The following is an 18703-nucleotide window of genomic DNA, read 5'->3' as shown; positions in this document are numbered from 1 at the left end:
CCTCACGCTCGGCGGCGCCACACCGCCACGACCGCCAGTGCCACAGCGAGGAGTGTCCCGGCCACACCGAGCACGGGCGCCGCAGAGCGTGTCGTGCCGGCCGACGGCGACGAGGTCGCCGTCCCGGCCGGCACGGTCGTCTCCGCCGTCGGTGTCCTCTGTGGCGTTCTGGTCGCCCGTGGCGTTCCCCTCGTCGCCGTCGGAGAGCTCGTCGGTGTCGGTGTCGTCACCGTCACGGTCGCCGTCCGGTTGCCGGCGGTGATCGTCGGGTCGCCGCCGTCCGGCGCCGCGACGGCTACCGAGAGCGTCGCCGTCCCGTTCGGCGGGAGCGTCACCCGGCGGGTCGCCGTCGCCCGGCCGTCGACGGCGACGGTGACGTTGCCGACGGCAGGGTACGACATCGGGTTCGACACGCCGACACGGACCGGAATCTCGTCGCCCACGGCGACCTGCGACGGGACAGTGAGCTCGTCGACGCGGGGGCTCGCCGGCGTCCGGACCGAGACTGTCACGCGTTCGTCGCCGACGACGACGGTGTGGTCACCGGCGGTCTCGAACGTCCGGTTCACGGTGACGGTCGTCGACTCCCCGGGGCGGAGTCGGCCCGTCCGAGTTCCCGTCCGGACGCCGTCCACACTCACGACGAGCCGGTAGTCGCCGGCCGTGTCGCCGGTGTTCTGCACCCGGGTGTCGACGACGACCGTCTCGCCCGTGACCACGGGTGACGACAGCGGGCCCTCGCGGTACGGACCGGCGACACGTGTGGTCGTCGCCGTCTCGAAGGCGGCGACGCCGCCGAACGTCGCCGCGTGGACGGACCGGTTCCACACCGTCGGTCGCTCCGTCGTGGTGGTGTAGCGGGTCGCGGCCGCGACGAGGTCGTCGTCGCCGGCGGCCGACAGCGTCGCCTCCAAGTCGGCTGGCGTGAACGTGTCGTCGGCGGCGTTGGCGGCCGCCAGGACCGTGTCGAGAGAGTCACCGTCGGCCCGTAGCCGACGGTCGAGCTCGCCGGCGACGAGTGCGCCGACGTGGTAGGCGCCGTACTGGCCCCACGTCTCCGGTCGGGTGAGCACCGTGTCGCCGACTCGTGGCGCCCGACCACGCCGGAGCGTGTCGGCGACGGCGTCGAACTCGACGGTACCGGCCCGCAGCGACAGCGCCGCCGCGTAGTAGTCCGCCGACCCCTCCGTCAGCCACGCCGTCTCGCTCGCGGGGGTGAACGACTGCCGGGTGTGGACGTACTCGTGGATCCAGACGTTGTCGGGCGTCGTCACCGGCGTGTCGGCCTGGACCCAGGCGTCCGTCGGCCCGGTCTGGAGCCCGCGGACGGCCCAGTCGACGCTCGTCGGCGCCGCGAACAGCCAGACGGACTCGTCGCGGTCGCCGACCCGGAGCGCGTCGCTCGCGGTCGCCGTGGCGTTCAACACCGCCGTCGGCGACGGGCGGAGCGTCGCCGCCCCCGGGACGACCAGCCGCAGTCGTTGCCCGTGTGCCACTCGTTCGTGGACCGTGTGCGCGCCGAGGAACGCCACCTTCGTGCCGGCGACGCCGGGGCCGTCCGTCCGGACACGCTGGACGAGTTCCGGCGGCTCGCGGCCCCGCTCGTAGCGCCAGGCCGCCTCGTAGCCGGGCACCTGGACGAGCGCCCACGGCCCACGGTCGGTGAACAGGAACCCGTGGTCGCCGTCTGCGGCCGACGCCTCGGAGCCCGTCTCGCGGGCCGTCCGGTTGGCCGCGTACGTCACCGTGATCGTGGGGTCGCTCGTCCCGTCCCAGACGTACTGCCCGTTCGACCGGTCGAACCCGGTCGCCGACTGGAGGGTCGTCCGGTTCGACAGTCGAACCCGGAACTCCCCCAGGTACGACGGAAACTCGTAGCCGTACTGCACCCTGATCCGGCCGGGCGTCGCCGGCGTCAGCGAGAGCGTCACCCGTTGCTCGATCACGGCGTCGGCCGTTCTCGTCGCGGTCGCAGTCGCGGCTGTCACGACCGTCGCCTCGGTGGGTCCACTCGCCGCTCCGGTCGTCGGTGTCTCGTCGGCGACCACGGTCGTCGCGTTCGTCCCGCCGGCCGTCAGTGTCTCCTCGTCGGTCGTCTCTGTCGCGTTCGTCTCGCCAGCCGTCGGGGCCTTACCGTCGGTCGTCTCTGTCGCGTTCGTCTCGCCAGCCGTCGGGGCCGGGGCGGGTGACGCCACGCCGGCGACGGCACCGACTGCGAGGAGCGCGACGAGCAGCGCTGTCAGTCCACGCAACACAGTGACAGCTTCACACGACCGGGTGATACGTCCGGCGGTCACGGCGACGCCACTGGGGAACTGTGAGCGGTGTGTGGAGTCGCCGAGCGAGCGAGGCTCGACGTGCGGGAGTCAGGTACGGACGGTCACGCGACGTTGTACCCCTTGTCGCGGAGGAAGTCCTCCACGCGGCCGGTGTGGTTGCCCTGGAGTTCGATCGAGCCGTCCTCGACGGTGCCGCCACAGGCGAACTTCGACTTCAGGTCCGACGACAGCGAGTCCATGTCCACGTCGCCCGGGTCGAATCCCTCGATGATCGTTACCTCCTTGCCGTACCTGCGCTCGTCGATGCGGACTTCGATCTCCTGAGACTCCTTTGCCACGTCCTCGCAGACGCAGAGTTCGTCAGGCAGTCCGCACGTCGAGCATACCTCGGACATTCGGATCGTAGGTACTGCGGCGTCCTATTAAATAGTGTCGGGAGCCCCCGCGAACGGCTGTCGGAGAACCGACAGGAGACGGCGCAAGTCGTCGGCACTCGACCGAGTGGCGGGCGACGGTCACCGTCGTGTGTTAAACGAACCGGCGCTCGCACGACCGGTTGTGGGGAGTGTGGCCGGCGTGACGACGGCGTCGACCCCCGACGAGACTCGCGCGCGGTCTTCGATCGGGCGAGCGGTCACCGCAGCCGACGGATCACCGGCAGCCCGTCACGGACGATGCGGTCGACCGTCGCTACGGTCTCCGCGGCCGTCGTCTCGTCGACTCCCGGACCGTAGTGGGCCAGTTCGTACGCCCGGGCGACCGCCTGGGCGTCCTCGTCCAGCCCGCGCCGGACGACGTTGTCGACGTACTGGCGCGGTGTCTCGCCCGGACGCCGTTCGCGGTAGCGCCGCGTGGCAGTCGCCTCCAGGCGACGGTAGGCACGTTCCGCCGCCGCAGTCGGGTCGTCGCCCGACGGCTGGTACGCCGTCCACAGGAGTCGGTACCCTCTGGCGGTCAACCCCAGACGACGGGCGCCGGCGACGACACCGGCGAGTGCCGTCACGCCGAGCACTGTCTCGCGTCTGGACGGGAGGCCGCCGCCGCCGTCGCCGGCACCGTCACCGCTGCCGCCGGTCGTCGCGTTGCCGCCGCCACCGCCCGGCGCGGTGCCGAACGGGTTGTCGGCCAGCGTGCCGTTGTCGACTGCACGCCCGGGGGAGGCGATCGCCCCGACCTGGTTCGGGTCCGTCCCGTTCGCGCCCCCGATGTCTGCCGTCTCCTCGAACGTCGGTGCCGGCGTGGTGTACACCCCGTCGGCGGAGCCGGCCGTGTCGACGTTCGACGCACCCGCCTCCCGGGCCTCGGCGACGGTCGACCGCTCGGCGTCCGTCCGCTCGGCCGCCGGCGTCGGGTCGAACCGCACCCAGCCGACGTCCGGGAAGTACACCTCGACCCAGGCGTGTGAGTCGAGCCCGCGGACGACGTACTCGTCGGGACCGACCCGTTGGCCGGTCGTGTAGCCGGTGACGAACCGTGCGGGAATCCCCTGTGACCGGAGCATCGTCACCATCGTCGTCGCGTAGTAGGTGCAGTAGCCCGACTCCATCTCGAACAGGAAGCTGTCGGCGATGCTCCCGTCCGGGTTGGGGACGTTCAGCGAGTACTCCTTCGTCGACTCCAGGTACCGCTCGACGGCGACCGCGGCGTCGTACGGCGTGCTCGCGTCCGCTTGTTGCAACACCTGTTGGGTGCGGTCGCGCACCCGATCCGGGGTGGAGCCGGGCAGCTGCGTGTACCGGCTCTGGATCCCCGCCGGGTAGTCGACGCCCGTGCGCCGGAGTTCGGCAGTCGTCGCCGACGGCTGCCGCGAGATCACCGTGTACGACTCGTTCTCCGCGAGCGTCGTCGCCGGGGCGAACCCGCCGTTGCTCGTCACCTGGGCGATCTGGCGTGTCTCCCCACGGATCCGGACCGGCTTGTACGCCGCCGGGACGGCGTCGAACTTCGTCCGGACGGTGTACGTCTGCTCGACGCGGACGCTCTCGCCGGGTGGGCCCTCGACGGCCCCGCGGTACGGCGACGACTCTCCGGTCCTGACCCAGCCACCACCAGTGTAGCGGTCGTACGCGCCGACACGCCAGTAGGCCGGACGGTTGGACTCGACGGTGAACCGCACGGACGGCGACAGCGAGATACTCCCCAACACCGCCACTCGTTGGTCGTTCGACACCAGACTCGACTCCACCGACGGCGCACCGCCGCCGGGGACGATCGGACTCTGTGCGCTCCCGGGGACGACCGTCACGAGCGAGGTGACGACCACCATCGCCGTCACGATCACGACGACCGTGTCCCACTGTCCCGCCAGCCCGCGCCGCCCGCCGGCGGCGAGCCCGGCCAGCCCGACTGCGGCCGTCAGCCCGACCGCGCCCGCGAGCGTCGCTCCCAGGCCGGCGTCGCCCGTCAGGACGAAGAAGCCGGTCGCTGCCGCCGCGAGCGTCGCCGCCCAGACGTGTCGCCCACGCCCGGTCAGGTACGCGACGACGAACGTCGGCACCGGCGCCAGAGACAGCGCCCACGCTCCCGCGTTGACGAGTCTGAGCACCGACAGTCCGGAGGCCAACGCGAGCAGGTCCCGGGCGAGTCGGCCGACCGTGAACAACGCCCGTTGACTCTCCGGCACGGAGAGGACGTACGCACCCAGCGCGGCCGCGAAGCCGACGAGTGCGACCGCCAGCGCCGTCCGTTCGCGGAGGGTGACCGCGCCGGCCAGTCCCAGTCCGACCGCGACGGCGATCTCGAAGCCCAGCGGGACGACCCCGCCGACCACGTCGGTGACGTGGTAGAACACGGAGAGGTACGCCAGTGTCGCCGCCACGACGCCGGCGGTCGCCGGGGTCGACAGTCGCTCACGCAGCGAGCCGACGGACGCCCCGTCGTCCGCGCCCGGTGGCTTCCCGATCCGACCGCCGACGCTGGCGCCCGCGCCGCCGCCGCGGGTCGTGCCGCTCACGCGGCCACCTCGCGTTCTCGGCGGTCGTTGTCCGGCTCCGGCGCCGTGTGGTCCCCGACCGTGCGGTACGCCGGGAGTCTGTCTGCCGTCAGCGAGTCGAACGTCGTCTCCGTCTCTCCGACCGTGACGGTCGTCTCCCCGGGCTCGCCGAACACGACGATGTCCGCGTCGTCCGTGCCGGTCCGCCCCGGGCCGACGAGCGCGAGCCGTTCCAACAGCCGCACTCGACTCCCGCGGTCCGGGCCGGCCTCCACCGTCCCGTCGGGGAGCGTCACGCTCACCGGGACGCCGTCCTCGATCAGTGCCAGCGCCAGACTCGCGGCCGCGACAGCCATCCCGTCTGCGCCGCCGGAGGTCGCGCCCGCCGACAGCGACACCGCCTCCGTCTCCGCCTCGGCCGCGAACTCCTTGACGATCAGCTCGTCGCGCTTGGCCGTCGTCTTCCAGTGAACGTCACGCAGCGAGTCGCCGTCCGTGTACTCCCGGAGCCGGTCGAACTGCGACCGTTCCTCGTGGACGCCGGTCTCGTGCAGCGCCCGCAGGTCGCGTCTGGCCCACGCCGCGATGGCTCTCGGCTCCGGGTACGCCAACACCGTGTCCGTCCCCGGACAGGAGCGTCGCTCCTCCAACAGCCCGAGCACGTCTCGGATCCAGACGGTCGCCGGCCCGAGCGTGTGCTGGCCGCGCGCCTCGTAGGTCACCTCGTAGTCGGCCGGCTCCGCGCCGACGACCACTTCGTAGGTCGTCGTCTCCACCGCGACCCCGTCCGACACCGTCTCCTCGACGCGCCCGAGGAACGGCCGGGACAACGGATCCGACCCCGCGCCGGCGCCGTCCCGCTCCACGAACGACAGCGAGGCCGTCCCGCCCCGGCCGACGTGGCCGTCCGCGGGCGTCTCCCGCACGGCCGTCGGCGTCTCCGTCCGCGACACCTGGACGTAGGCGGCCGCGAGCGCCAGCACACCCGGCACGACGACCGCGTCCAACGACCGCGGGCCGAAGGTCACGCCGGAGGCGACCGCGACCAGACAGACGGCGACCACCGTCTTGCCGCGTCGTGTGAGTCGCATTCCGTCACTCGACCGGGACGGCCTCCAGCGCGTCCTCGGTCACGTCCAGTCCGGTCTCGCTGCCGGTGCGCGGCCTGATCCGGTGGGGGAACACCGTCCGAACCTCCGTCTGGACGTCGTCCGGAGTGACGTACCCGCGGCCGTCGACGACGGCCCGCGCCTGTGACGCCCGAATCAACGCGATACTCCCGCGCGGGCTGACCCCCAACTGCGCCTCCTCGCGGGTGTAGTTCGCCAGCTCGGTCACGTACGACCGCACCGGCTCCGACACTTCGGTGTCGCCGACCGTCCGACGCGCCCGCCGGAGGTCCGACGTGGTGGCGACCGACTCCAACGCCTCGATGGGGTGGTCGCCGGCCGTCCGGTCCAGCATCTCCGTCTCCTCTGCGGAGTCCGGGTAGCCCAGCCGGAGCTTCTTCATGAACCGGTCGATCTCCGCCATCGGCAGTTCGTACGTCCGGCCCGGCTCTACGTCGTTCTGTGTGGCGATGACGGTGAACGGCTCCTGGAGTGACCGCGTGTCGCCGTCGACCGTCACCTGTGTCTCCTCCATCGCCTCCAGCAGCGCCGACTGTGTCTTCGGCGGCGCACGGTTGATCTCGTCGCCCAAGACGACGTTCGCGAACACCGGCCCCGGCCGGAACTCGAACTCCTGGGTCTTCTGGTTGAACACGTTCGACCCGGTCACGTCCGCCGGCAGTAGGTCCGGGGTGAACTGGACGCGCTTGAACTCACACTCCACTGACCGCGCGATAGAGCGTGCCAGCATCGTCTTCCCGACGCCGGGCACGTCCTCCAGCAGGAGGTGGCCGCGCGCCAACACGGTCACCAGGACGTGTTCGATTGCGTCGTCGTGCCCGACGATCACGTCTGCGACGTTGTCGCTCACCCGCTCGACGAGGGCCGCGGCCTCGTCCACGGGGAGGGCGGTGCGCTCGGCTCCGTCTACGTCGACGTCGCTCTCACTCATGGTAACAGCCCACCCCACCGAACGGCACGCGACCGTGGTGGCAGTGAGTCACACTCCGACACTCGTTCTGGAGGAACCTAACGCTGCCGCACGACCTTTTTCACTCCTCGGGTGGCCTCCCTGCGGCGGGGCCTTCGGCCCCGCCTCGGCGGGCCACCCGAGGAAAAAACGTCGATGAAAAAGGCGCTCGCTCGGTCGCTCCGCTCCCTCGCTCGCGTTCCGAATCGTAGTGCCGTACCGCGACCGCACCGCCCCCGCACCGCGACCACAATTGGGAGATTTTGCGAGGAAGAGGGCCGCTCACGCTCGAATTGGACGTTAGATCGTCCACACTGCCCTCTGCTGCTGTCTGGTTCCTGTCGCCAGTCCACCTGCCGCCCGTGTCGAGCCGTTCTCCTCCGCTGCCGTTCCGCACCACGACGGCGCCGAGTCTGTTGGGTTCGATCCGTTCGAGGTCGGTCACTCGTCGGCGACGACGTGCCACCGCCACCGGTAGCTTGTCAGTCGTCCAACACGCCGTCGACGGGCGCGAGCAGAGTAGAGTAGTCACTGTGAGTCGCGCGGGCGCAGTTTCGCGTACGCGCGGACTGCTTCAGCGGCGTCGTGCGCCAACCACCCACCGGTGGGCGCGGGTCGTCCGCTCGAAGGACGAGCGAGAGGGGTAGGCCAGACACTGCAAAGCGGAGCGGTAGGGCACCAGAGTTCGGACGCAGGCGAGAGCCAAAGAGCAAGTCCTGCAGAGCGGTTGCGGTTCGGCACTGCGATCCAGTGCACGAGCGACGGCCGAGGGCCAAACCCTGCGGTGCGGGGCGGTGCGGCACTAGGATTCGGACGCGAGCGAGGGAGCGGAGCGACCGAGCGAGCGCCTTTTTGATCGACATTTTTGCTCCGAGCGGTGAGCGCGCGTAGCGCGCTCACCCGAGGAGCAAAAAGGTCGTATTACTGGAACCCGACCGGCCCGCCGGCGTCGCGCCGGAGCTGCTCGCGAGAGCCGGACTGGAACTGGTCTTCCACGTTCTCGTAGTACTCCTGGATCTCCTCGGTGACGGTCGGCCGGACGCTCTCCATCGCCCGGTCGAAGTGAGTCATCCCGACGTGTTCGGCGTCGTCCGTCTCCCGGAGCGCCTCGATGGCGGCTTCCCGGGCGATCGACTCCAGGTCGGAGCCGACGTAGCCGTCCGTCAGCTCCGCCAGTTCGCGGAGGCTCACGTCCGGTGCCAACGGCGTGTCCCGGGTGTGGATCTTCAGGATCTGCTCGCGCCCCTCGGCGTCCGGCTCGCCGATCATCACGAGCCGGTCGAAGCGGCCCGACCGGATCAGCGCCGGGTCGATCATGTCCGGGCGGTTGGTGGCACCGATCACCATCACGTCACCCATCTCTTCGAGGCCGTCTAACTCCGTCAGGAGCTGGTTGACGACCCGCTCGGAGACGTTGTTGCCCATCTCCTGGCCGCGGCTGGGCGCCAGCGAGTCCAGTTCGTCGAAGAAGATGACGGTCGGCGACACCTGCCGCGCCTTCCGGAACGTCTGGCGGATCGCCTTCTCCGACTCGCCGACCCACTTCGACAGCAGCTGCGGGCCGCGCACGGAGATGAAGTTGGCGTTCGTCTCGTTGGCGACCGCCTTCGCCATCAGGGTCTTGCCGGTGCCGGGCGGACCGTACAGGAGCACCCCCTTCGGCGCCTCCACGCCCATCCGTTCGAACTTCTCGGGTGACGTGAGAGGCCACTCGACGGCCTCTTTGACCTGTTGTTGGGCGTCGGACAGCCCGCCCACGTCGTCCCAGGTGATCTTCGGGAGCTCGACGAGCACCTCCCGCATCGCCGACGGCTCCACCTCCGCGAGCGCGCCGGAGAAGTCCTGGCGCTTGATGATCATCCGGTCGATCAGGCTCGGCGGGATGTCCTCCTCGTCTAAGTCGATCTCCGGGAGGTAACGCCGCAGTGCCTTCATCGCAGACTCCTTCGTCAGACTCTCGATGTCTGCGCCGACGAACCCGTGGGTCTCGTCTGCGAGCCGTCCCAGGTCCACGTCGTCCGACAGGGGCATCCCGCGGGTGTGGATCTGGAGGATCTCCTTGCGGCCCGCCTCGTCCGGGACGCCGATCTCGATCTCGCGGTCGAAGCGACCGGGCCGGCGCAGCGCCGGGTCGACGGAGTCCACGCGGTTCGTCGCCGCGATCACGACGACCTGGCCGCGCGACTCCAGCCCGTCCATCATCGTCAGGAGCTGGGCGACGACCCGACGCTCCACCTCGCCGGTCACGTCCTCGCGTTTCGGCGCGATGGAGTCCAGTTCGTCGATGAAGATGATCGACGGCGACTCGTCTTTGGCGTCCTCGAACACCTCCCGGAGCTGTTGTTCCGACTCCCCGTAGTACTTCGAGATGATCTCCGGCCCGGCGATGGAGAAGAACGACGCCGAGGTCTCGTTGGCGACGGCCTTCGCCAACAGCGTCTTTCCAGTACCCGGCGGGCCGTGTAAGAGCACGCCGCTGGGCGGCTCGATCCCCAGCTTCTTGAAGATCTGGGGGTGCTTCATCGGCAGCTCGACCATCTCGCGGACCCGTTGGATCTCCCCCTGGAGCCCACCGATGTCCTCGTAAGTGATCCCACCGCCGGTCTTCTCGAACCCGGAGATGGGTTCCTCGCGGAGCTCCACGTCCGTGTCCTCCGTGACGAGGACGACCCCCTCCGGCTCCGTCTCGACGGCGATCAACGGGATGGCCTGCCCCGGCGAGCGCATGAACGGGTGGTTCGTGGAGGACATCACCGGGACGATGTCGCGTTCGACGACCGGCCGCTTGAGGATCTGGCGTTTCACCATCCCCGCGGCGTCGGAGCCGAACTGGACGGACGCCTCCTCCGGGGGTGCCAGCGTCAGGCTCTCTGCTTTCTCCGCTTCGGCCTTCCGGATCGTGACTCGTTCGCCGATCCCGACGTCCGCGTTCTGGCGGGTGAACCCGTCGATGCGGACGGTGTCCGTGTTCCAGTCCTGCCGGTCGGCCCGCCACACCTTGGCGGCCGTCGTCTCTGCGCCCTCGATCTCGATGATGTCGCCGGGCGACAGCTTCAGGTGCAGCAAGGTGTCGGGGTCGAGCCGAGCGATACCGCGCCCCGAGTCGTTCGGGTACGCCTTCGCAACTTCGAGTTGAACTTCGTTCATCGTTGTGGCGGGTGCGTCGTGGTTCGGGCGTCCGTGGCACCACGGCCGACCGCGGCCCACGACACGCCCGTGCCTCTACGTTGGATTGAGGGAGCCAGGGTGAAAACACCACGGGTCGTGGTCGGTTCGTTTCCGTGTCCGCACGCGGGAGAGATTTTGGCACGGCGCAGACCCTCGCCGGCGCGCGGCACGGCGCAGACCCTCGCCGGCGCGGCGCAGGTCACCGCCGGTCCAACACCGCGACCACCCCGACCCCGACGACCGCGAGGCACATCGACGCCGCCAACAGCCCGAACGCGACCCCGAAGCCGGCCCGCTCGGAGACGACGCCCACGACCGCCGGCGCGACCGCGCCCGCCCCCATCAACAACGTCCGGACGACACCCAGTCCGCCGCCGGCGGCCGTCTCGGGGATCACTGCCGCGAGGTACGCTCCCCGGACCGGTCGGAAGCCGTGGCTGCCGAGCCCGACGGCCACGACCGCCGCCCCCAGGACCGCGAGCGGCGCGGTCCCGACCGCGACCAACGCCGTCAGCCCGACGGCCGCCAGCCCGAGCGTGACGCCGATCACCGGCAGTCGACCGACCCGGTCCGAGAGGTCACCGGTGACGAGCTGGACCAGACTGACGGCGAACAGGCCGCTGTAGACGAGCGACGCCGTCGCCGACGACAGCCCGCCTCGCTCCGCGAGGTACAACGGGAGGAAGGCGACGACACCGTTGTACGCGAACGAGAAGGCGAGCGTAACGCCGACGAACGCCGCGAACAACGGGTCGGTCAACAGCCCGAGGTACGTCCGGAGTCCGGCGTCGTCGCCGGCGTCCTCGGCCGGCGGCGGCACGCGTCGAGGGGCCCGGACGGCGAAGGCGACCGCCAGCGCCAGCCCGACGGCGCCGGCGACCGCGAACAGGGTGTGCCAGTCGGCCCGGGCGAGCGCGACGACGACCGCCGCGGGCGCCGCGACGCCGCCGAGCGCGCCGAACGTGTCCAACACTCCCAGCGCTCGCCCGGTGTGTGTGGGGTAGGTGCGCGACAGGAGTCGGACGGCGACGGTCTTGTGCGCGCCCGTCCCGAACCCGACGAGCAGCATCGCACCCACGAGCGCCGCGAACGGAGACGGGACGACGAGCACGAGCGCGCCGACCGCGGCGACGACCGCGCCCGCGACGACGACGCGGACGGCACCGACTCGATCCGCGAGCGCACCACTCGGGAACTGCATCGCGGCGTACACCGTCATCATCGCGGTGAAGGCGGCGCCCAACTCTGCGTTCGAGGCCGCGAACGTCTCCCCGAACGTCGGGAACAACGGCGGGAAGGCGTACCGCAGGAACTTCGCCAGGAACCAGATCGCCGCCGACAACAGGAGGGCGTCGAAGCCGGCGAGTCGTCGGAGCCGTGTGCGTGTCCTCGCAATCAGTCCGGACGACATCCGTCTGGGGGTTCGACGGCGACGAACAAGAGGAGACGGAAGTCGGCACTCCTAGGTATGTCGTCGACCGGGGTGCAGTAGGTCGCCTGTTCACACCTGGGCCACCGGACACGCGACTCTGAAGCGTCAGGACTGCCTCTGGTTTGCCTTATGTGGGAGCGTAAGAGACAAACATATACCTCTCCCGGGGGTACGTGCTGGTGACAAATGCGCTCGACTAATCTACAGACAATTGAATACACACGCAACCTCGCCCGTAAACACACCACGTCGCTGGGGTGGACCTCGACAAGATGAGTGCTATCAGTCGAAGAGAAAGGTTCGAAGGCGTGTTGTTGCGGCTACTCGTCGGTGTCGTCACCGTCACTGCTGCGGGCGTGGCAGTGGTGGCGAGTGATCTCACCGTGTGGTCGGCGTCACCCGTCGGCGTCGTCCTCGGAGGTGGGTTCGCAACCGTAACTGCTGTCGCCGAGCGGGTTGGCCCGTTACAGGCCGTGTTCGAGCGTGGGCAGTGGCTCGTCACGATTGGGGCTATCGCAGTCACGTTTCTGTTCGTCTACGGAGTGGTTGCGCCGGAGATTATCCTCGGAGTTGCTGTCGGAATCGGCCTCGGAAGCGCGGTCGGTGCTGCCTTTACGCTCTCGTTGGCCGAGTGAGGGGCACTGCACTGTCGGTGGGTAGGCCGTGTCCGTGCACGTACAGTTGCCTCGCCGATCCGAGACGCTGGGGGGGTCTACTACAGGTGGAACGTCAACAACTGCGTCCTGCGACGACGCCCCGAGCACGAAGGTCCAGGAAACAGATAGACGATATTAGCGAATCCGGTTCGGACGGCGGCTCAAAGTCTTTCTTTTGACTATATTATACTTAACACTTCGTTGCGAGTAGTCGTTCTCTGTCTATCTAGTAGATAGCACTTTCTGCCACAGGAAATTTATCTGTGTGAGTTACACCAAGCTAAAATCGGTTGGTTTATTTTGTCTCGGGAGAAACCATGTGTCGGGTACAAACCCATGACAGATCTGAACCGGAGGCAACTCCTTCGCGGATGTGGTGCAGGCATCGGAATGGCCGGTCTCCCAGGTGTCGCCGCAGCCAGCAGCGACAGCGACCGGTCGGCGGAAAAGGTTCTGGACATCCACAAGAAGGCGATCATCGCCGACAGCGGGAGCAAGGATGTCCACGTCGTCGACGTCACCAACAAGGAGAAGCGGGAACGCAAGCGGTTCGTCGCCGTCGTCGACAACAGAGCAGACACAGCCAGTGTGAGTGAGGTCAGTAAGGAGAAGTTCCAGGCAATGGCATCACTCGCTGATGAAGACAGAGTGACGGCCAACGAGGCCGTAGAGACGACGGCTACCGACGACGGTGTGCAGGTGTCTGCGAACGGTGTCACGGTCCAGGCGAAGGACATCATCGAGCGCTCGGACGTGTACACGGACACCAACGGCAGCTGTAATGCGTACGACTACACACACAAGTGGGTCGGGATCACTGCCGAGTTCCCCAACAAAGTCGGTGACATCGGGTGGGGAGCTATCAGCACGGCACTCATCGCGCTCGTCGGGTCGTCTGCGCTCAGTGGCGGTCTGACGGCACTCATCTCCGGGGCAATCGCCCTCGTCGGGGGTCTCGCAGCGTACGTGACGAACACGTACACCCTCACGTTCGGAGCAATCGAGTTCGACAAGTCTGCTTTCGGCTACACACAGACCCTGTACGGGGCGCAGATCGGCGGCGGCTATCACCAGAGCAAGGGTGAGCTACAGACTGTCCTGCCGGCCCCCACACACCCGAACCGTCTCAGCTAGAGTAGCTGGTCAGTAGCTCGTACGCCCAGAGTCCGACGCAGTCGTTGCCGTCGGCCGTCTCGCGGAGAGGATCGGCACCGGCCGACGGCAACTGCGGGAACGACGTGAACCCGGCCGTCGATGCCGATAGAACAGGCGAGCATCGGGTCGGCTTCCGTCGACGCCCAGCGTGGTGAGCTTCCCGCTGTCACGTCCACGCTCGACAACTCGGATCTGAGTGACAGATTTCCCCGGAGAGACCGCAATCCGTGGCAATTTATACCCGTCGGGGTGTCACCAGAGAGTATGAGTGCCTTCGAGGAGATGGAGGAGGACGGCGTCGTCTGGATGAACGGCGAGTTCGTCGAGTGGGAGAACGCGACTACCCACGTCATGACCCACGCGCTCCATTACGGGTCCGGCGTGTTCGAGGGGGTCCGGGCGTACGACACGGAGAAGGGGACGGCGGTGTTCCGGTGGGAAGAGCACTTAGAACGGCTGTACGAGTCCGCGAAGCCGTACGACTTAGAGATCGAACACGAGCCGGCGGAGCTGACGGAGGCGGCGATGGAGGTGATCCGCCGGAACGATCTCGACAGCGCCTACGTCCGGCCCATCGCCTACTACGGCTACGATTCGCTGGGCGTGTCTCCGGGTGACTGCCCGACGGACGTGGTGATCGGCGCGTGGCCGTGGGGCGCGTACCTGGGCGAGGAGGCGTTGGAGAACGGGGTCGAGGTGATGGTCTCCTCGTGGCGGAAGCACGCCTCCAGCCAGATCCCGACGAACGCGAAGACCACCGGGCTGTACGTCAACTCCATGCTCGCGGGCGAGGAGGCCCGTCGCAACGGCTACACGGAGGCGATCGTCCTCAACAAGGAGGGGAACGTCGCCGAGGGCCCCGGCGAGAACATCTTCCTCGTCCGCGACGGGGAGCTGTACACCCCCGGGCTGTCGGAGTCGATCCTGGGCGGGATCACGCGCGACACCCTGATCACGCTCGCCGAGGAGCGCGGCTACGAGGTCCACGACGACGTGTCGATCTCGCGGGGTGAGCTCCACACCGCCGACGAGCTGTTCTTCACCGGCTCCGCGGCCGAGGTGACGCCGATCCGCCAGGTGGACAACGTCGAGATCGGGAACGGCGGCCGCGGCCCGGTGACGGAGGAGCTCCAGACGGCGTTCTTCGAGCTCGTGGACCGGGAGACGGACGACCACGAGGAGTGGTTCACCTACGTGGAGTGACGGCCGCGACGACACCGAGAGGGTCGGATTAGTTTTCTGTATCGTTCCACACTGGTTTTGTACCGGCGTCGCCCAGTCTTCCGTGTGAGCCTCTCTCTCGGTAGAGTGTGTCTCGGTCCCGTGTGGGTTGGTACCGTGTGCGCGAGAGACTGAAGTAGTCGGCGCCCCTACGAGAGAGTGGAGGTGACGACATGATCTGCAACACCGAAGTTCTGTGTTCGCGCGGCGACTGCGACGGGCCGACTCGGCCCGGCGTCGCCACGACGTGGATCGACGGCCGCGTCGTCACGGCGCCGTAACCGTTCGACTGCGTTCGCCCTCCTGTCTGTCCGTCGACTCCTGTACCGCGTTCCGACTGTCCCCCACACACCACACGATGTACCAGTCACTAACCCCGACACACGAGCCGCACCACACCGAGCCGACACTGACCGCCACCGCAGTCGCGGCAGCCCTCCCGGTCGCCGTCTTGTTGGCGATCGCGTACCCCGCCGCCGCGGTCGGCGTCGTCGCCGGCTTCGCCCTCGCGACGGCGTTCGCACGGCTGTAACGCCCTCGCTGACGACGTTCGCGCGGTTGTAACACCCCTGACTCTGCCGTCTTCCGACCTCAACGCGAGCGGCGTCACCGCCGGGAGCCGAGGTCGGCGTTTAAGAGGCCGGGCACACAACGCCACCGTATGACAGACGAGTCGACCGGCGACAGTGAGCCGCCCGACGGAGAGACTGCGAGTCACACGGTCGTCCTGGACTACCTCGCACACGGCCACCCGGACGACGACCGGCCGCAGTACCAGAAGTCGCCGCTGGCACACGCGCTGGGAGAGGCCGACTTCCGGCTGTACGAACTCACGCTGGACACGGACGACCGCGTCGGCATCGGCGACCGACTCGTCGTGGAGCCGGCCGAAGAACAGACCGCGGTCGCCCGGTCGCGGACCATCGAGTTCGACGACCTCACTCGCGGCGCTCGTCAGGAGCTGGAGTACGCCGTCGAGGAGATCGTCGAACGGGACGAACGCCGGTTCGTCGACTTCTACAACGACGCACAGCCGATCACGCTGCGGCTCCACCAGCTCAATCTCCTGCCCGGGATCGGGAAGAAGCTCCGCAACAACGTGTTGGACGAGCGAAAGCGCGGGCCGTTCGAGTCGTTCGACGACATCGAAGAACGGGTGTCCGGGCTCCACAACCCCTGCGAGCTCCTGACCGACCGGATCGTCGAGGAGATCCGCGAGGACGACCTGAAGTACCAGACGTTCGTCGACGCAGAGGAGTGAGCGACGGGCCTTTCTCTGCGGGGGGGAAACTACACTGCGTGACAGACGACACGGCGGCCGACGGCGACACGTTCGGCGTCGGCATCCGGGTGACGGACGCAGAGTTCCGGCTCGTCGTCCACGTCCCCTCGGAGATCGACGCCGGGTGGACGGACCCGGAGACGTTCCAACGACAGATCGAGTCGTACACCTGGGAGCAGTTGGACCGGGAAGCGACGCTGGCGGCGGTCGCGTCCCTCGCGGAGACGGGCGACACTGTCGGACTGGGGACGGTGACGATGCGGCCGGACGGTGAGGTGACTGCGGAGTCACTGTCGCGGCCGAAGACGGAGTAACCGGGCTACTCGTCGTGGAGCTGTTCGACCGCGCGGCCGATGGCCGAGATCATCTCCGGGTCGTAGCCGGTCATGTCGTAGCGGTTCGCCGCGACCGTGTCGCCCCAGACGCCGAGCGCGCCCAGTTCGACGAACGCCTGGAGCGCGGCTCCCAGCGTCCGGGGGGTCGTCTCGGGGTCGGGAATGGCCTCGTGGATCTGTTTGGACTGTGGGTACGCCATGTCGACGGTCTCCAGTCCGCGGCGGGCCTCCCGCCAGTTGCTGCGGAGGTAGCCGAAGTTCGTCGGGTCGTCCTCGCGGAGTTGGGTGACGCCGGTCTCCGCGATCCACCGACGACAGCGGTCGTCCGCGAACTCGAACCGGCGGGCCAGCGTCGTGATCGCCCGTGGCTCGTTGGGTACTCTGGCGTGGACCGTGTCACACCGTTCCGTCGCCAGCTCGATGAACTCGTCGAGCCGTTCGCCGGCGTCCGTCTCCTGCGTGAACAGGAACGACGGGTCCTCGACCGCGAGGACGCCCCCGTCGGCGTCGCCGAGTGCCGTGTCGAGTGCGTCCTCGAGGTCGTCCGTCGTCGCCTCTTCGACGACGGTGACGTCCAGGTTCGGACCCATCGGGCGAGTCTGGATGCCGCCCGCGGTCGCGGTCGCACTCCGGAGCTTCCCGCCGAGCTTGAGGAAGTGCCGGTCGTCGGCGGGTGACGGTGTGCTGTCGATACGACGCTGCCACTCTTGGACGGAGTAGTCGGAGAGTATCCCCACGTGACGCCCTTCCGCTGTGCCCGTCGCGTGAGCCAGCGAGTCGACGTCGGCGTGAAGAACGGTTTCCCCCCGTCCGTTCCCCTCCAGTGCCATGTGGTTTTACAACGTATTCTACCATTATAAAATTGCCGGAACGTCTCATCCCGTCAGACAATCGTGCGAATCCGTAGAGAAGTCCGGTGAGCAACGCTATCGAGGCGGTTTTTACGCTCCAGCCCCCACTCGAGTGTAGTGACGACGGACCGAGAGACTCCGCTCACGACGGTCCAGTCGGCCGCGGTCGACCGCGCACTCACCGCAGACGGCGACGCGGTCGGGCTCCGACTGACCGGGCTGTTGGAACGGACGGCGTGTGCCGCCAGCCCGGGTGCAGTCGACGACCTGACGGTCGCGCTCGTGTCGGTCGCCGCCGCACGCGAACCGCCGCCGACGCCGCCGTCGCCGGCGACCCCGGGTGACCCGGTGGCCGAGGCGGCGCCGGTCGTGGTCGGCGCCGCAGTCGCCTGTCGCCGGTTCGACGCGCCGCTGACCCGCGTCGCGGCCGTCGCCGACACGCCGCCGGAGACAGTCGCGCGCGTCGCCCGCCGACTCCCGAGCCACTGCGGCGACGAGGACAGTACCAGTGACAGAACGTGAGGAAATAAAGACAGAGTCGTCGAGCGAAACGGCCGCGACCCTCATAAACCCACGGCTCGCCCGGTTCGCGCCGGAAAGTCCCTCCGTCGGCGCCGAATCGGCGCTCGGTCTCGCCCCGGAGCCCCCGTCTTTATAAACCGTCGGTTTATAAACGTGGACGAGGAAGAACGAATGACGGACCCGGCAGACTCCATCGAGATTCAGAACGTGGTCGCATCGACGGGAATCGGGCAGGAGCTCGACCTCGAGGCGCTGGCGGAGGACCTCCCGGGGGCGGACTTCAACCCGGACAACTTCCCCGGTCTCGTCTACCGCACCCAGGACCCGAAGGCCGCGGCACTGATCTTCCGGTCGGGGAAGATCGTCTGTACTGGCGCCAAGAGCATCGACGACGTCCACGACGCGCTGGGGATCATCTTCGAGAAGCTGCGCGGCCTCTCGATCCCCGTCGACGACGACCCGGACATCACGGTCCAGAACATCGTCTCGTCGGCCGACCTGGGCCACCAGCTCAACCTGAACGCGCTGGCCATCGGCCTGGGGCTGGAGGACGTGGAGTACGAGCCCGAGCAGTTCCCCGGGCTGGTGTACCGGATGGACGAGCCGGACGTGGTGATCCTCCTGTTCGGCTCCGGGAAGATCGTCATCACCGGCGGCAAGCGGACGGACGACGCCGAGGAGGCGGTCGGCGAGATCGTCGACCGGATCGAGTCGCTGGGCCTGCTGAACTGACGGTCGCTCCCCAGTGAGGTGTGTCATACCTCGCCACGGGCACAAATCACTTGTATCGG

16 protein-coding genes are annotated in these 18703 nt (G+C 68.5%); 8 read left to right on the top strand and 8 right to left on the bottom strand.

All coding sequences use genetic code 11. The features are described 5' to 3' along the window. Nucleotides 1-2 precede the first annotated feature (2 nt). From RYH79_RS03525 to RYH79_RS03495, 7 genes are all read right to left on the bottom strand, one after another. The gene (locus RYH79_RS03525; protein ID WP_370896289.1) at nucleotides 3-2255 is read right to left on the bottom strand and encodes a CARDB domain-containing protein; all 2253 of its coding nucleotides are present in this window, start codon (nucleotides 2253-2255) and stop codon (nucleotides 3-5) included. A 125-nt stretch (nucleotides 2256-2380) separates the two neighbouring features. Then, nucleotides 2381-2674: a stress response translation initiation inhibitor YciH gene (gene yciH, locus RYH79_RS03520; protein WP_370896287.1), complete on the bottom strand. Its 294-nt coding sequence runs from the start codon at nucleotides 2672-2674 to the stop codon at nucleotides 2381-2383. A 239-nt stretch (nucleotides 2675-2913) separates the two neighbouring features. Continuing rightward, nucleotides 2914-5232, bottom strand: coding sequence for a transglutaminase TgpA family protein (locus RYH79_RS03515; RefSeq protein ID WP_370896285.1), 2319 nt, complete (start codon nucleotides 5230-5232; stop codon nucleotides 2914-2916). Next, nucleotides 5229-6302: a DUF58 domain-containing protein gene (locus RYH79_RS03510; RefSeq protein ID WP_370896283.1), complete on the bottom strand. Its 1074-nt coding sequence runs from the start codon at nucleotides 6300-6302 to the stop codon at nucleotides 5229-5231. The genes RYH79_RS03515 and RYH79_RS03510 overlap by 4 nt, the downstream gene beginning before the upstream one ends. 4 nt (nucleotides 6303-6306) lie before the next feature. Further along, the gene (locus tag RYH79_RS03505) at nucleotides 6307-7272 is read right to left on the bottom strand and encodes an AAA family ATPase (protein ID WP_370896281.1); all 966 of its coding nucleotides are present in this window, start codon (nucleotides 7270-7272) and stop codon (nucleotides 6307-6309) included. A gap of 939 nt (nucleotides 7273-8211) precedes the next feature. After that, a complete protein-coding gene (locus tag RYH79_RS03500) occupies nucleotides 8212-10437 on the bottom strand; it encodes a CDC48 family AAA ATPase (RefSeq protein WP_370896279.1) in 2226 nt (741 codons plus the stop codon). A gap of 220 nt (nucleotides 10438-10657) precedes the next feature. Next, nucleotides 10658-11869 (bottom strand): MFS transporter, encoded by a 1212-nt coding sequence (locus tag RYH79_RS03495; RefSeq protein ID WP_370896277.1) that lies wholly within the window; start codon nucleotides 11867-11869, stop codon nucleotides 10658-10660. Between the two features lie 278 nt (nucleotides 11870-12147). Between RYH79_RS03495 and RYH79_RS03490 the strand changes: the two genes are divergently transcribed. The 6 genes from RYH79_RS03490 to RYH79_RS03465 all read left to right on the top strand — a co-directional run bounded on the left by RYH79_RS03490 (nucleotide 12148) and on the right by RYH79_RS03465 (nucleotide 16518). Then, nucleotides 12148-12525 (top strand): hypothetical protein, encoded by a 378-nt coding sequence (locus RYH79_RS03490; RefSeq protein WP_370896275.1) that lies wholly within the window; start codon nucleotides 12148-12150, stop codon nucleotides 12523-12525. A 357-nt stretch (nucleotides 12526-12882) separates the two neighbouring features. Continuing rightward, a complete protein-coding gene (locus tag RYH79_RS03485) occupies nucleotides 12883-13680 on the top strand; it encodes a hypothetical protein (protein WP_370896273.1) in 798 nt (265 codons plus the stop codon). A gap of 285 nt (nucleotides 13681-13965) precedes the next feature. Then, entirely contained in the window at nucleotides 13966-14904 is a 939-nt protein-coding gene (locus RYH79_RS03480; RefSeq protein ID WP_370896271.1) for a branched-chain amino acid transaminase, read from the top strand. 376 nt (nucleotides 14905-15280) lie between these two features. Beyond that, nucleotides 15281-15454 (top strand): hypothetical protein, encoded by a 174-nt coding sequence (locus tag RYH79_RS03475; RefSeq protein WP_370896269.1) that lies wholly within the window; start codon nucleotides 15281-15283, stop codon nucleotides 15452-15454. A gap of 129 nt (nucleotides 15455-15583) precedes the next feature. Then, nucleotides 15584-16183 (top strand): DUF655 domain-containing protein, encoded by a 600-nt coding sequence (locus RYH79_RS03470; protein WP_370896267.1) that lies wholly within the window; start codon nucleotides 15584-15586, stop codon nucleotides 16181-16183. 38 nt (nucleotides 16184-16221) lie between these two features. Next, a complete protein-coding gene (locus tag RYH79_RS03465; RefSeq protein ID WP_370896265.1) occupies nucleotides 16222-16518 on the top strand; it encodes a DUF8124 family protein in 297 nt (98 codons plus the stop codon). Nucleotides 16519-16523: 5 nt separating this feature from the next. Here RYH79_RS03465 and RYH79_RS03460 read toward each other — a convergent pair whose 3' ends face one another. After that, on the bottom strand, nucleotides 16524-17276 hold the full coding sequence (locus RYH79_RS03460) for a hypothetical protein (RefSeq protein WP_370896263.1): 753 nt from the start codon (nucleotides 17274-17276) through the stop codon (nucleotides 16524-16526). 231 nt (nucleotides 17277-17507) lie between these two features. Here RYH79_RS03460 and RYH79_RS03455 point away from each other — a divergent pair, with 231 nt between their 5' ends. Together RYH79_RS03455 and RYH79_RS03450 are read left to right on the top strand one after the other, a co-directional pair. Then, the gene (locus RYH79_RS03455) at nucleotides 17508-17912 is read left to right on the top strand and encodes a hypothetical protein (protein WP_370896261.1); all 405 of its coding nucleotides are present in this window, start codon (nucleotides 17508-17510) and stop codon (nucleotides 17910-17912) included. A 171-nt stretch (nucleotides 17913-18083) separates the two neighbouring features. Further along, nucleotides 18084-18644: a TATA-box-binding protein gene (locus RYH79_RS03450; protein ID WP_370896259.1), complete on the top strand. Its 561-nt coding sequence runs from the start codon at nucleotides 18084-18086 to the stop codon at nucleotides 18642-18644. Nucleotides 18645-18703 lie beyond the last annotated feature (59 nt).

The sequence above is a fragment of the Halobaculum sp. MBLA0143 genome (genome assembly GCF_041361465.1).
GTDB lineage: Archaea > Halobacteriota > Halobacteria > Halobacteriales > Haloferacaceae > JAHENP01.
This window is presented reverse-complemented; position numbering and strand designations above follow the sequence as displayed.

Coding starts and splice junctions, on each gene's coding strand:
- RYH79_RS03500 (WP_370896279.1), bottom strand. CDS start 10,437: ATGAACGAAGTTCAACTCGAAGTTGCGAAGGCGTACCCGAACGACTCG.
- RYH79_RS03475 (WP_370896269.1), top strand. CDS start 15,281: ATGTACCAGTCACTAACCCCGACACACGAGCCGCACCACACCGAGCCG.
- RYH79_RS03495 (WP_370896277.1), bottom strand. CDS start 11,869: ATGTCGTCCGGACTGATTGCGAGGACACGCACACGGCTCCGACGACTC.
- RYH79_RS03450 (WP_370896259.1), top strand. CDS start 18,084: ATGACGGACCCGGCAGACTCCATCGAGATTCAGAACGTGGTCGCATCG.
- RYH79_RS03505 (WP_370896281.1), bottom strand. CDS start 7,272: ATGAGTGAGAGCGACGTCGACGTAGACGGAGCCGAGCGCACCGCCCTC.
- RYH79_RS03470 (WP_370896267.1), top strand. CDS start 15,584: ATGACAGACGAGTCGACCGGCGACAGTGAGCCGCCCGACGGAGAGACT.
- RYH79_RS03485 (WP_370896273.1), top strand. CDS start 12,883: ATGACAGATCTGAACCGGAGGCAACTCCTTCGCGGATGTGGTGCAGGC.
- RYH79_RS03510 (WP_370896283.1), bottom strand. CDS start 6,302: ATGCGACTCACACGACGCGGCAAGACGGTGGTCGCCGTCTGTCTGGTC.
- RYH79_RS03480 (WP_370896271.1), top strand. CDS start 13,966: ATGAGTGCCTTCGAGGAGATGGAGGAGGACGGCGTCGTCTGGATGAAC.
- yciH (WP_370896287.1), bottom strand. CDS start 2,674: ATGTCCGAGGTATGCTCGACGTGCGGACTGCCTGACGAACTCTGCGTC.